This is a genomic window from Beijerinckia mobilis (assembly GCF_000745425.1).
GTDB lineage: Bacteria > Pseudomonadota > Alphaproteobacteria > Rhizobiales > Beijerinckiaceae > Beijerinckia > Beijerinckia mobilis.
Map to the genome: position 1 here is coordinate 155,093 of NZ_JQJH01000010.1, position 14,228 is coordinate 169,320.

General features: G+C 56.9%; 11 protein-coding genes. 2 read left to right on the plus strand and 9 right to left on the minus strand.

Annotation, left to right across the window (positions count from 1 at the left end; translation table 11 throughout):
* Positions 1–176: 176 nt before the first annotated feature.
* The gene (locus DL88_RS20305) at positions 177–323 is read right to left on the minus strand and encodes a hypothetical protein (RefSeq protein ID WP_156971036.1); all 147 of its coding nucleotides are present in this window, start codon (positions 321–323) and stop codon (positions 177–179) included.
* Between the two features lie 355 nt (positions 324–678).
* Here DL88_RS20305 and DL88_RS10035 point away from each other — a divergent pair, with 355 nt between their 5' ends.
* Positions 679–1,707, plus strand: coding sequence for a hypothetical protein (locus tag DL88_RS10035; protein ID WP_034995376.1), 1,029 nt, complete (start codon positions 679–681; stop codon positions 1,705–1,707).
* Between the two features lie 237 nt (positions 1,708–1,944).
* Here DL88_RS10035 and DL88_RS19360 read toward each other — a convergent pair whose 3' ends face one another.
* Positions 1,945–2,838: a cupin-like domain-containing protein gene (locus tag DL88_RS19360; protein ID WP_051955826.1), complete on the minus strand. Its 894-nt coding sequence runs from the start codon at positions 2,836–2,838 to the stop codon at positions 1,945–1,947.
* 445 nt (positions 2,839–3,283) lie between these two features.
* On the opposite strand from DL88_RS19360, the gene dnaE reads away from it, so the two are divergent.
* Entirely contained in the window at positions 3,284–6,742 is a 3,459-nt protein-coding gene (dnaE, locus tag DL88_RS10045; protein WP_034995379.1) for a DNA polymerase III subunit alpha, read from the plus strand.
* A 102-nt stretch (positions 6,743–6,844) separates the two neighbouring features.
* On the opposite strand, the gene DL88_RS10050 is transcribed toward dnaE, so the two are convergent.
* The 7 genes from DL88_RS10050 to DL88_RS10080 all read right to left on the minus strand — a co-directional run.
* Positions 6,845–7,954 (minus strand): helix-turn-helix transcriptional regulator, encoded by a 1,110-nt coding sequence (locus tag DL88_RS10050; RefSeq protein ID WP_034995381.1) that lies wholly within the window; start codon positions 7,952–7,954, stop codon positions 6,845–6,847.
* A 617-nt stretch (positions 7,955–8,571) separates the two neighbouring features.
* A complete protein-coding gene (locus DL88_RS19365; RefSeq protein ID WP_051955828.1) occupies positions 8,572–9,009 on the minus strand; it encodes a hypothetical protein in 438 nt (145 codons plus the stop codon).
* Positions 9,006–9,674, minus strand: coding sequence for a type II secretion system protein GspM (gene gspM, locus DL88_RS10060; RefSeq protein ID WP_034995382.1), 669 nt, complete (start codon positions 9,672–9,674; stop codon positions 9,006–9,008). Before gspM ends, DL88_RS19365 begins: the two co-directional genes overlap by 4 nt.
* Complete coding sequence (locus DL88_RS10065) at positions 9,674–10,741, minus strand: PilN domain-containing protein (protein WP_034995385.1); 1,068 nt, start codon at positions 10,739–10,741, stop codon at positions 9,674–9,676. Before DL88_RS10065 ends, gspM begins: the two co-directional genes overlap by 1 nt.
* A gap of 11 nt (positions 10,742–10,752) precedes the next feature.
* Complete coding sequence (locus DL88_RS10070) at positions 10,753–11,514, minus strand: type II secretion system protein GspK (protein ID WP_210165297.1); 762 nt, start codon at positions 11,512–11,514, stop codon at positions 10,753–10,755.
* Positions 11,515–11,711: 197 nt separating this feature from the next.
* Entirely contained in the window at positions 11,712–12,482 is a 771-nt protein-coding gene (locus tag DL88_RS19370; RefSeq protein ID WP_169741558.1) for a prepilin peptidase, read from the minus strand.
* A gap of 48 nt (positions 12,483–12,530) precedes the next feature.
* Positions 12,531–14,228: secretin GspD/PilQ domain-containing protein (locus tag DL88_RS10080; protein WP_034995493.1), on the minus strand; the 1,698-nt coding region annotated here is incomplete at its 5' end.

Below are 14,228 nucleotides of genomic sequence, written 5' to 3' on the forward strand. Positions count from 1 at the left end.
ACGGCTGCGAGACCGTTCTCGAAAACCTGCTTTGGTTCGCGGCTACGTTTCAGGGGTCGACAGGCTGCGGCGTCACTGATCTGGACCGCTCTATATGCGGATTTTATTCGCATCCCATACGCAACAATTGTGCGGTGTCGGATCGAGATCGCCGAAATAGATCTATTCTTCGTGTGTCATGACGATGTGCCGCTCTCCGTTGCCACGGTATTGATGGTGGCGATGACGGCCGGATAGGTGTTGGGGCTTCTCGCATCGCTCGCGAGGATACCGTGATCCGAGACGAGCCTCGGATCACGACAATTCCGTCTCTTCCCCATCATCTTGTCTCTCTTTGTCTCTCTGGCAAAAATGTGGACAGGCGGACGCGCACAACCGGAAACGATTTGCGGACGGTTGGCCTCGGCTTGAGGCCATAGCCGGCGAATCCCGTATGAGTCGCTCAAAGATTCTCTTCCAAGCGTAATGATTTCATCGCGCAAAGGCGCTGCGTGCCTGCCCGATCTGCTCTTTCGGGTCCTATCCCTACACGGCTTTCGAGCAGATCAGGTCTGTTGCGCCGATGTCATGGATGGCGCGGTTGTCGCGGAAAGGGAACGACGATGTTATGTAATCGATCATCATAGCGCAATAGCACTTCTCCGCGCTATGGCGTTTCCAATTGCCGGATGATGATCGATGCATGCAAATCTGCTTCATGTCGTAGGTGTCTATTCGAATGCCAGGCGCTTTCAATCGCGCATACGCCTGCTGCGTGAATGGATTGCGCATATGCTTGACTCGGGTGTTCAATTAACCGTCGTCGAACATGCTTTCGGAGAACGGCCCTACGAGCTCGATCCGGACGATCCGGCGTTGCGGCATGTCAGGATCGTGCAGGTGCGCGGCGGTTCGGAACAGGAGATCTGGCTCAAGGAAGGTCTTGTTAATCTCGGCTTTTCCCACTTGCCGGAGGACGCGAAATATCTCTGCTGGGAGGATGCAGACATCAGGCATGTCCGCGCGGATTGGGCGTCCGAGACGGTGCACATGTTACAGCATTGCCGGGTTGGGCAGACATGGTCGCATTCGATGGATCTTGGCCCCAAGGGAGAATGCCTCACCAATGAATGGGGCCATGATATCGACCGCAGCTTCTGTGCGGCCTGGCTCGCGGGAGATGTGGATATGCCGAATGACGGCTATGGACCGGGGCGTTTGTCCCGCGCTCTGCTCACTAATCCGCGAACACAGAAGGACTGGCGCCAGCATTACGGCTATTCCTGGGCCATTCGTCGTGATGCGCTGCAAGGGATCGGCCGTTTGATCGACTGGATGGTGACGGGCTCCGCCGATTATCATATGGCGCTTGGGTTCTGCGGCAAACTCCTGAGCGTGACGGAAAGGGAATTGGCTGATCAGCGCATGCGTCCGCTTTCCAAAGGCTATATCCGGCGGCTCCGGGAATTCGCCCAGCGCTGCGAGATACATATCAAACAGGATATCGGCTGCGTGCAAGGCAGCGTCCTGCACGGTTTTCACGGACCGAAACGCAACCGCTTCTACATCAGCCGCAAGGATATTTTGATTGAGAGCGGCTTCGATCCGGATATCGATCTTGCCCAGGATATCCATGGCTTGCCGGTCCTGGTCAGCGACAATCGCCTGCTGCGTGACGGTCTGCGCCGCTACCATATTCAGCGCAATGAGGATTCAATCGACGTCTGAAACAGGGAGATGTTAAATGGCCAATGATGGCTGCCGCCGCGGACATCCGAGATCGCAGTTCCGCGGGAGCCTTCTGGTCGAAGAAAAATCGCTACACGTGCCAGATCAATCGGAAAGGCTCTGATTTCGAAGCGAATCCCTATGGGCACATCAATATCTCTTCATGTCCCATTCCCGGGAATCCTGCGGATGCGATGGGGTTCGTCCCATCGCGTTTCTCTCGGATGGTGCGTCCATTCAGCTTGGGCGGTGCAACAATTCTTTCGTCCGACGAACTGTCGTTATAGCCGCCGCCTTGGAACGATCCCGTAGCCAGGATTTTCCCGGAGGATTGGGAATGATACCCAATTTGCGCAGATAGCGGTTGAAGCGATAGACCTCGGCCTGATGCCAGGCGGGAAATTCCATATTCAGGCTGAAAGATACGGATACATTGTCGTGATTCTGTACCCAATGACAGGCATGTGAGGGAATGTGTACGGCATCGCCAGGCTGCAGGAAGTAATGCCAGGCGGCTTGTTCCGCATGCGGTTTGTAGGTGCCGGCGGTGATATTGCCAGCGTAATAGCTTTCGAGTTCCTCTTCCGTTGTTATGCTGCGGTCCTGCGGATCGCAGATCCAGACTTCCTTCGTTCCCTGCACCTGGACGAGGAAGTTGATTTCCGAGTCGAAATGAAAGGACGTCTTCCGGTTCGGCGATGTGACGATGGCCAGCATTTCCGGGTTGAGGATCATGGAAGCGCCTTCGGGACCTGCGATCTTGCGCACGAAAGCGGCAAAATTATCGAGAAACTCTCCGTAAACCGGATCAATCTCGACATGTTTCATGATGATCCAGGCGTCAGCTGTGTCGATGTGTTTGAATACCTCGGCGACGGGCACATCCGGGGTTGGAATTTGCCCCCATTTGTCGGTCAACCGCACCTTGCCGGCGTCCATGTGAAGATCGTCCGGTCTTATGCTCGCCGCTTCCGCGACCTTGGCGAAAGCCTCGACGGAGAAGATGGGATTTCCTGCAAGATTATGGCGCAGTAGAAAAGGACGTTTATGAAGCGCCTGACGGCAAGCTTCAATCGGTTCCACCGTGCTCCATTGATAAGGTGAACTGGTTTCCGGATTGATCTGAAGCATGATGGAAAAGGTCCCTCCGAAAAGAACGTGCCTTGTTCATTTTATAAAGAAGATGTTTAAACGCTGTTTGCAGGATAGGATGTTTTGATCTGGAATTGTTCGATATCTTTACTTTTTACTAAGTAAATCTAGTAAATTTGAAATCAACCTATAGTGCTGCGAATATGCCCCAGCTTTTCATTGGATAAAGCCCCTAATCATCGATTCTGTCAATTTCGCTGTTGATGCTCAAGATTGCATTGTTGCAATCAATTTAGACCCGGAGCACACGAGAGATAGATGCACACGGTCCGAAACGAGCGGTCGCAGTAAGGCTCGGCGCGTAACATGCGTTCGGCCCGAGGTGGCGCGCGGGCAGGTCGTTTCCGAGTGGATTCGGTGGAAAGATACTTCCTTTCAATCGGTATGACTCGCGTTGCCGCTCTCTTTGACGGATAATAATTCGATGTCAGCTTCTGTCGGTTTCATCCATTTGCATGTGCATAGCGCTTATTCCCTGCGGGAAGGCGCCATCAAGATCGACAAACTGCTCAAATTGGCCACGGCCGATGGAATGCCGGCTCTGGCCTTGACCGACACGAACAATCTGTTCGGCGCACTCGAATTTTCCGAAAAATCCTACAAGGCTGGGATCCAGCCTATTACCGGCCTGCAATTGACGGTTGATTTCGGCGATGGCCAGGCGTTGGCCACGCGCGGCGATGAGAATGGCGCCGGCTGCGCCAATATCGTTCTGCTCGCCCAGAATGAGACCGGCTATCTCAATCTCATGCATTTGACGTCGCGCGCTTGGCTTGATCCGTCAGCGGGCGAGTTGCCCCACGTTCGTCTCTCGCAACTGGCGTCCGGCCATTGCGAGGGGTTGATCGCCCTGAGCGGTGGTCCCGACGGCCCGCTGGACCGGGCGTTTGCTGCGCGACGCCCCGAGGCCGCTTTTATCCGCGCTGATCAACTCGCCACGCTTTTTCCGGGCCGCTTCTATACAGAACTGCAACGCCATCATCTTTCCAACGAACAGAGCGTCGAACCACAGCTTCTCGATCTCGCTTTCCGTAAATCCCTGCCGCTCGTCGCGGCCAACGAGCCTTATTTCGCGGCCGCTTCTGATTACGAGGCGCATGATGCTCTCTTGTGCATTGCCGAAGGGGCCGTGATTGGCAATGCCGACCGCCGTCACCTTTCGCCGGAGCACCGGCTTAAAACCCGGTCTGAAATGGTCGCGCTCTTTGCCGATCTGCCGGAGGCGACGGACAATAGCGTCGAAATCGCCATGCGCTGTGCCTATCGGCCGTTAACGCGCAAACCGATTCTGCCACGTTTCGGCAGTTCCGGGCAGGCTGATGAGGAGGCGGTCGAATTGCGGCGCCAGGCGGAGGCGGGTCTTGAGGCGCGCCTTGCCGCCCAGCCGCCAGCAGCGGGCCTCACGGTGGAGGATTATCACGCGCGCCTCGCCTTCGAGCTCGACATTATCGTCAAAATGCAGTTTCCGGGCTATTTCCTGATTGTCTCGGACTTCATCAAATATGCCAAGGCGCAAGGCATACCCGTGGGCCCCGGACGTGGTTCGGGCGCCGGTTCGCTGGTCGCTTATGCGCTGACGATCACCGATCTCGATCCCCTCCGTTTCGGCCTCCTGTTCGAACGATTTCTCAATCCGGAACGTGTGTCGATGCCGGATTTCGATATCGATTTCTGTCAGGACCGCCGCGACGAGGTGATCGCTTATGTGCGCCGCCGTTACGGCGCGGATAAAGTTGCGCAGATCATCACTTTCGGTTCGTTTCTCGCGCGCGGCGTCATGCGTAATGTCGGTCGCGTGTTGGAAATGCCGCTCGGCCAAGTGGATAAACTTGCCAAACTGGTACCGCAGAATCCGGCAGCGCCGGTCAGCCTCAAACAGGCGATTGAATCCGAACCCCGCCTGCAGGAAGCGGCCCGTTCGGATGCGCTCGTCGGGCGCATGCTCACGATCGCTGAGACGCTCGAGGGGCTTTATTCCAATGCCTCGACCCATGCGGCGGGCATTGTCATTGGCGACCGTCCGCTCGAACATCTGGTGCCGCTCTATCGTGATCCGAAATCGGACATGCCGGCAACCCAGTTCAACATGAAATGGGTCGAGCCCGCCGGTCTCGTGAAATTCGACTTTCTGGGTTTGAAGACGCTGACCACGCTTTCGACCTGCGTCAAGCTTCTTGCACGGCGTGGGATCGAGGTGGATCTGGCGACAATTCCCCTCGATGACGCGAAAACCTATGCGATGCTCGGGCGCGGCGAGACGGTCGGCGTGTTCCAGCTTGAAAGTGTTGGCATGCGCAAGGCGCTCGTCGAAATGCGCGCCGACCATTTCGAGGACATCATCGCTCTCGTCGCCCTCTACCGGCCGGGGCCAATGGCCAATATTCCCACTTATTGCGCGGTGAAGCTGGGTGAGGAACAAGCCGATTACATTCACCCCAAGATCGAACATATTCTGAAGGAGACCTTTGGCGTCATCATCTATCAGGAACAGGTGATGCAGATCGCCCAGGTGCTGTCGGGCTATTCACTCGGCGAGGCGGATCTCCTGCGCCGCGCCATGGGTAAGAAGATCAAGGCGGAAATGGACGCCCAGCGCAGCCGCTTTGTCACGGGTGCGGTGGAACGCGGCCTTACCAAGAAACAGGCAGACGAGATTTTCGATCTTCTCGCCAAATTCGCCGATTACGGCTTCAACAAGAGCCATGCCGCAGCCTATGCCCTGATCGCCTATCAGACCGCCTGGTTCAAGGCCAATCATCCGGTTGAATTCCTGGCCGCGTCGATGACGCTCGATAAATCCAACACGGACAAGCTGGCGGAATTCTGCAACGAGGCCCGGCGTCTCGGCATTCCCGTCGATCCTCCCAATGTGCAGACCTCCGGCGTCGATTTCGACGTCGCCAGTGAGAAAGAGAACGAGAGCGAGCGGCTGCATATTCGCTACGCTCTATCGGCGATCAAGGGCGTTGGCTCGGCGCAGGCGGAAGCCCTGGTGACGGCGCGCGGCGGCCGGCTTTTCCGTGATCTGAATGATTTCACGCATCGCCTCAATCCGCGCGAAATCAATAAGCGTATGCTCGAATGTCTCGTCGCGGCGGGGGCCTTCGACGCTTTGGACAAGGATCGCGCGAAAGTCTTCGGGGCGATCGAAACCATGATCGCCATGGCCAATCGCCGCTGCGAGGAGGAGGCCGCTGGCCAGAGCGTCCTTTTCGGCGGCCCCGCGTCAGGCACGATCCTGTTTCCGAAAACTGAGCCTTGGACGCTTGCGGAACGGTTGCAGAAGGAATTCGATGCGGCTGGTTTCTTTCTTTCGGGCCATCCGCTCGATGGTTATACCTCGATTCTGACACGGCTGCGGGTGCAGCGTTGGGCAAGCTTTGCCAGGCAGGTGAAGCAGGGCGAGGCTTCCGCCGCGCGGCTTGCGGCAACAGTGCTCGACCGCAAGGAACGGCGCACAAAATCCGGCACCAAAATGGGTATTGTGCAATTGTCCGATCAGTCCGGCCAATATGAGGCGATCCTGTTTCAGGAAAGCCTCAACCAATATCGTGACATGCTCGAAAAAGGCGCGGCGGTTCTTGTCGCTTTGCAGGCCGTCGCCGAGGGCGAGGATGTGCGCGCCCGCATTCTTTCCGTCGAACCGCTCGATCAGGTGGCGAGCCGCATACAAAAAGGCCTGCGTGTCTTTGTCCGCAATGAAGACAGTCTGGCCTCCATAGCGCAGAAATTGACGACACGTGGGGATGGCGAGATATCACTGGTTTTGATGACCGATGGCGGCGATGTGGAAGTGCGATTGGCCGGCACATTCAATGTGTCGGCGCAGCTAGCGGGAAGCCTGAAAACGATACCCGGGATCGTGGCCGTAGAGCCGGTTTAGAGCATGTTCGGATGTTTCCGAACATGCTTGAAGCGTGAAACGGAAAAGCGATCCTCACCCAGGGCGTAGACATTTTTGTTTTCGTCTGCGCCAAAGTCTGCCTTACCGGCACGGGTTGAATGATGACAATTGCGCCAGCAGGCCGACGAGCTCGCTCTGGCGATGCGTGTCGGTCTTCGAAAACACGGCTTTGAGATGCGCGCGTGCCGTCTCCAGCTTGATGCCGAGCACCTCGGCGGCGTCAGCGAGGCTTTCTCCCGATGAGAGTTGCCTGGCGAGCCGGGCTTCAGCACGCGTGAGACCGAAAATCGCCCGTAAAGTTTCCTCTGGCGGACGAGGGCGATGATCAAGATCTACGAGCACGACGATGGCGCGGCAGGCGGCGATGAGATCGCCTGAAGTCGGTGTCATGCGTGAAGGATAGGCGAGAAGCGGACGCCGGGCGGGATCCTTGCGTGGCAATGGAACAGGCGGGGTCAGCGAAACAGGACCGGGAGACCAGAGAAGCGTCCGCAAGGCTTGATCTAGCGCCGATGTTGCCTGTGCCGACCAAGAGGCGAGGCGCTTGTTGGCGATTGTCACATCGCCGTCGAGCAGCCGATCGGCAGATGCATTGGTCCTCTGGACTTGCCCCATGCGATCGAGCAGGACGACCGCCTTCCCCGAGGACTCGAACGCGCCGAGAGCGCTTTCCACTTTAGCAAAGCTTAGGGCTTCGGCAAGCGCCGCGGCGCTCGAGAGCTTGGCGCTCAAGGACGCAATAAGACGAAGTTCCTCGGGGTTAAAACGGCCCTGTCCGATCCCTCGCTGCAGCGACAGTACCCAGACATCGTGATCACTGGCCACTTTGACGATGGCGCCGGACTGCAAGCCTGCCCTCGCGAGGAAGTCCTGGTAATATTCATGCCTCTGCATGTCTTCGGCTGTGAAAATATCGAAATCGGTCGCGACGCCGTTGCGCATCATCAAAGGGATCGCGCGATAGCGTTCATCCCGCTGGTACCATCCGTCACGCAGGTAGGTTTCGTATGTGCCAAGCATGGATCTGGTGAGAGGAATGCTGACGGCGGGGCCTTTGGCCGGAAACATCAAGGCACCCGCGCTACCTGTGGCGTCGGCGGCAATTTCCATCGCCTGATTCCACAAATTCGGGTCGATTGCAGCTTCCACAAAAGCCGCTTCCACTTGAGCGAGCGATTTTCTCACCGGCATGCGCAAACTGCTGTCAAAAAATACATAGAAACACCTTTAAAAATAAGCATATCGAATTTTTTGTGGTGTAGAGTAAAGCTAAGAAAGTATATGGATTATGTAGGTATTAATAAGATAAATACTTTGATAGAACGGAAGGCTACACAGAAGTACGCTAAAAATGAACGTTGCTTCTCCAGAAATACCAAACTCAAAAATTCAGAGCGTTTTCAATGTAAGGAAATCACGTAGTGAGTCAAATTTATCACCGCATGCTTTAGAGCGGAGGATGGTCAGATCTGATACTCTGTATCTTTGATCGGTTTCACAACTATCTTAAATTCGGAATCTGCTCTTGGGCTTGATACTTCACGATAATAGCGAGTGTCACAGGCGAAGCGGAATTTGCGACCGATATATCGATTAAGGCAATCTAGCGCGAATAAGCGGGTGGCCAACCGGAATAAATGATAAACAATAATTTTAATCAAATTTACTTTAGTTTCATCTTGATAAAACAATCTTGGTTCAATTGGAAATAAACACTTTTTGAACACTTATACTAAAGTGCGATGAATCAGGTTCAGACTGTTTTGTTCTTATGGGTCTGAAGCGACAACTCTCGAATGTCATGGACATTAACGGGAATGAGCGTCCTTCTTCCCCAGGACGAGAACGAGCGAGCGTTCGCCGTTTCGCAATTCGATGCTGCGTGGGTCGACGCGTGTCACGGCCCATCCGTCTATCGCATCGCCTTGTTGCAGGCTGCGCGGCTTCGCGGGATTATCCGCGATGAGGAGGACCCGTTTTTCCTGCTCGCTATAGACGATGCCGACCAGGCGCACGCGCGGCGGTGGTGTTTCCACTGGCGGCGGAGGTGGTGGAGGCGGTTCATAATGGGCGACAGGCTTTGGGGGGCCGCGGCGCGTGGGGACGAAGAGCGGGCGCTCGCGCGTAGCCTCGAAATCGGTGAGCGCTGGCTCGGCTATCGCCGGGTGGATGAATTTTGAACCGCTCCCGGCAAGGGCCGAAACAATGAGCAGAAGAAACAGTCCGCGATGCGTCTTTGACCTCATGTTGGCACCCGCCAATAGGCGACAGTCTTGAATGTGGCCCGCAACATCGGTGTATTCGAATTCTCACCACCGATTTGCGCGGGTTGCACATTGAGGGATTCGATGAAGAAATAGGGAGCGCCGGTTTCAAGCTGGAAAATTAACGCTTGAAGCGCCTCGATTTTTCCCTCGACCACGACATCGGCGGCAATACGATGATCCTGTCCTGGTGTCGCCGTCTGGAGAAAATCTTCGCCAGCCCCTTCCACGCGGCTCGACAGAAGATTGCCGGCGGAATCGGTGACGGCAGCGCGCAGGAGCCGATCGACTTCAGCGGCAGCAAGCGTCTTTGTCGTCGCGACGATAAAAGGCTCACGCATATCGACAGCTTGATCGGTGCCTGTGCCTTGAAGCTGCGGCGGCTGTTTCTTGCGCAGGACGGCGAGTTGTTCCGTCTTGGCGTCGCGTTCGAGCTTCATCGCGCCGAGCTCGTTCGCCTGCATGAGCAAAACGCCGATGCTGAGAGTGAAAAAGCCTGCGAGAAGGATGAGAGCGCCGGCCGGGCCTTTGAAGGTCAGGTCCTGTGTCGCGAGGCTTTTGACCGCCGTGGCAAGGGATGCCCAATCGATGGAGAGGCGGTTGGGGCGGACCTTGCGCAGGACGAAGGAAAAAAAGGCGGAAGGCATCAGGAACACCGATTTTCTGAGTTCGCGACAATATGCATTTCGAGATGAAAACGGTCTACGCCACCTTCTTCGCGTGTCGTCGCGCCGGCGAAACCAACTTCGGAAAAAAACTTTGTTCCTTCAAGGCGGGGCACCAGATCCGCGACATTCCGCGACATTCCGGAAATCCGCAGAGCCCCCTTCTCCAGAGCGAAATCATCGATATAGGCATGATCCGGCAAAGCGTCGGAAAGAGCCTCCAACAAACCGGTGACACAGGGCCCGATCCGATGCCGGCGGCGCAGGGATTGCGCCGTCACGACCTTCATATCGGTGCCGAGATCCGGCGGCCGCAAGAGCGCGCGCTGCCGGGCAATATCTTCATCGAGTGTTTCGATCTCCCCGCCGACGCGCCAATATTCTAGAGCAGACAGACCGAAACCAAAGCCGATCAGCAGCAGGGCGGCCGCCAATCCATAGCTGATCCGGCGGCGCAATTTGACCGTATCATTTTCGCCGTCGAATTCATCCTTCATTGAAAGAACGAAAGCGGGGATCGCGTCATTCTCAAGCACCAGCAGACGGATATTCGCTGCCTGGGCGGCGCGGAAAAAATTCAACCGATGGCTGATCTTGGTTCTCGCGACGACGGCGACTTCTACACGCAGTCTTGCCGGATCATCCTCGAAGGGCTCGGTTCTGACGCCGAAATAAGTATCCGCGACACGCCATGGCGTCAGCCGTTCGATCTGGTGCCGTGCCAAAGCTTCGACAAAGGGCAGGCTTTCCGCAGCGATAGGCTGGAGGCTGCGCCGCAAAATCCAGGCCTCGGGCAAAGCGAGATCAATATGTGCATTTTCGAAGGCGGTCTGCACGGGGGATGTCGAAGTCCATCCTTCACCTTCCCGGGTGATTGAGCCAAGCAGGATCCCATCGGCGGCGAAAACATCGCAGACGTCATCACCCAGCCGCACGAGCAAACGCTTCGGCGGCGAGAAATGATCCCGGCAGGCGACGACGACAATGCTCAATGCGTCGATGAACCAGTTCCACAGGATCAGAAGCTTTGCGAAGAGGTCCGTAGGCATCGTCTCGTACCTCAGGGAATCATGCGCCAGGCGAGAGGCTCAGCCTTCTCGTCATCAGCTTTCGGCATAGTGAGAACGAATTCATAGCTCCTTTGGAAGCCATCCGCGAGATGAACGCGGGCGTGAGCCCGCAGGGCGCGTGCCGGTTTGAAGGTGACAGCCTCGCGCACGCGCGAAGGCAGCGCCGAGGTGGCATCATTTTCCGTCGCGAAACCTTCAGCGCGTCTGGCGAGAAAAAGTTCGCTCGCCGGACCTTCCCCTTCAAACAGGGCCGCGATCACTTTTGGATCGGCGATCAAAGGATCGACCTTGGCGCTTCCATTGGTGACGGTCAGATAGGGCCGCATAGCGGCGAAAACCTCGGGGTCAAGGTCCCATGTTGATGCCACGGCCTCGATATCTTCGATCGATTTCTTATTGCCTGCGCCGCGCAGCGAGGCGATCCGTTCGCTCAGCGCGCTGGCCTCGTTGGGTTCGAGACCTGCCGCGCGTGCAAGACCCGCAATCAAGGCAGGAGGCGCGAGATTGACATCGATCCGCGCAGATTCGGAAAGATAATCAATATGAAGATCGGCCTGATCCAGGAAAGCGGTGAATGAGCCGTTGCGTCGTCCGGTAGGATCGCCGGTCTGGATCTGAGCCATGACGAGGTCGACCGCGGTGCGGCCGAGTTCTTCCGCCCGCAGGGAATCAGCGAAGACCTTCGCCGCGCGGGCGTTGCTGACGACAAGATGTTGCGCGGCGGCGAGAAGGGTCGCTATCAGCGCGATCAAAAGAACGACGAAGACGAGAATGGCTCCGCGTTGCGAATGATCTCTCTTTCGTTCGATTTTCCGAGCAGCTTCTCGTGGATCCCGCCTGGCAAGTGATGCGTCTGGCGATTGAAAAAGATCGAAAAAATGCTCCATTGTCGCGATAGAGCATTTCGGAACCATCCGAATGTGTTCCGGTATTGCTGGTGCCTGCGCTTTCATGGCCTCAACCCCAACAGATCCGGCTCCAGCGCGAGCAAAAAAGCGCAAAGCCATGCGCAGGGCGTGAGAAAAGCGCCAAATGGCAAGAGCGTGGTGCGCGGCCCTTGTCGAAATCCACGCTCCAGCAAGGCGACAAGGAGCGCCGAGAAAGCCGCCAATTGGAGCATGACCGAAAAACTGAAGGGATCGAGCCACACCCCCAGCGCGCCTGCGAGTTTTACGTCGCCGAAGCCTAATCCTTCGCGCGCGGTGAAAACATGATAGAGCCGCGCGATTGCATAAAACAGCACAAAGCCAAGAAGCGCTGTGGCAAGGGCAGGCCATAGCTCCGGCCACAGGTTTGACGGAAGAAGCTCTCCGAGCGTTCCCCAACCATCGGCCAATGGCACAATGATCGCCCGTGCAAGCCCCAGGAGAAGGACGGCAAGACTGGCCCAATCGGGAATGAGAAAGGATTCCAGATCGGATCGGATGATGATGACTGCGAGAAGGCCAAATCCGGTAAAGAACCAGGCGTCTGGGGGAGGAAGCAGGGTGGCGGCGCATAGACCTATGACGACGACCGCCAGGAAATAGAGGGCAGGTGGCAGATCGAGCCAGCTTTCTTCCGAAAAGCCGTCTTCCTCGTCTGCTTTGAGACCCTTGCGATCGAGCCCCTCGTGATGGAGACCACCACCTGTCGCAGTCTCGTTCTTCAGGGTCACGCTTTTGGTATTCCTGGTTTCCGGCAACACAGGGGATGCGAGCGCGGCCGATTTCGTAGCCACGCTGGAGCCATTGCAAGGAGAATCGGAGCTATCGAGCACGAGCAATCCTCAATGGTGGTCGCGCATGACCTGCAGGCGTTCACGGAACTCCTCAGAAACCTGTTGAGCGTCGAAACCGTTGCGGATGACCTGCGGCCGGATGAAAATAATCAGTTCGCTGCGGCTGTCTGACGTGCTGCGGTTCGAAACGATATCATTCAGGAAACGGATTTTATTGATGATGGGAATACCGGTGCGTGTTCCATTGCTCTTTTCCTGAATGAGACCGGCCAGCATGACGGTCTGTCCACTGGGAATAGCGATGGTGCTGCGGACCCGCCTCTGGGAAATGGTGGGCGTGAGGGTGGTCGAATCCGTGCTGCTGACGCTGCTGATCTGCTGTTCGACGTCCAGGGCCACAATCCCATTCGCATTCACGCGCGGCAGGACGTTCAGAATGATACCGGTATCCTTATATTCCACGCTGTTGACGATCGCCGAAGTCGAGGTGATCGTCGAGGTCGATTGCTGGCTGAGGATCGGCACCTGATCGCCGACCTGCAGTACGGCGGGCTGTCGATCGACGACCACGAGCGACGGCGTCGACAGGATCTTGACATCCGTGATGGTCGACAAAGCATTGATGACGAGGCGGGGATTGACCACCTGACCGATGAGAAGATTCAAGGCCGGATTGGTCGTCGCGAGGGGAATGACCGTGGAGGTGCTCGTGCTTGAACTTGAGCTCGAACTGCTCGACCCGGAAGTATTGGTATATTGCGCCGCAACCGAGCCCTGATTCAAATAGGCCTGCACGCCATAGTTCAGCGCATCGGTCAGGGTGACTTCCGCCACCGTGACTTCAATCGCCACCTGGGTCGGAGGCCGGTCCATCGAGCGGACGGTATGTTCGATCAGCCGATAGTCGAGCCGGTTCGCGTAGATCAAAAGGGAATTGGTGTCCACATCAGGTGTGATCCTGATGTTCTTGTTCTTGCCAGCGCCACCGCCGCCTCCGGCGGAAGCACTATCGTCCGTGCCTGACCCGCCCGATTGGCCGCCGCTACCGGAGCCGGATTTCAGCGAGCCGAATGGGCTTGATCCGAAGGCACTGGAGCCTGACGCGCTCGCAACCTGAGTACCGGAGGATCCGCCGAAACCGCTGCTGCTCTGGTTCGAGGATTGATTGCCGAAGCCCGAACTGAATGCACTGCTACCGGTTCCGCTTTTTCCAGCCGCCGTGCTGCTTGATGCGCCACCCGGCTGCAGAACATCCTTGTCCTGATCGTCACTGGTTTGGCCGCCGCCGCTGCCGCCATAAATCTGGTTCAGCATTTTGGCGACCGTCTTGGCATTGGCATATTGCAGCTTATAGACCTTGACGCCCAGCGCCGTGTAATCCGCCTTGTCCAGCTTGGCGACCCATTGCGTCACCTTCTGGATCGCCGCATGATTGCGCGAAACCGCCAGCACCGCATTCAGCCGGTTGATCGGCTGCATCTGCACGATATCCTTGCTCAATCCACCTTCGCCGGTGCCGAGTATGTGGTGGACCTCGTTGATCACCGTGTCAGGGCTCGAATTGGTGAGCGGCAGAACCGCCACGGAACGCGATTTCAGCCAGTCGACATCGACCATTTCAGCGGCTTCCATCGCCGCCTGACGTTCGGCGGCGGTGCCCTGCACGATCAGCAGATTGGAATCGGCCTCCATGCGGACCGAGCCGCCACGGCTCCCCAGCCCCTCGAGAACGCGGCCGACCAGAGA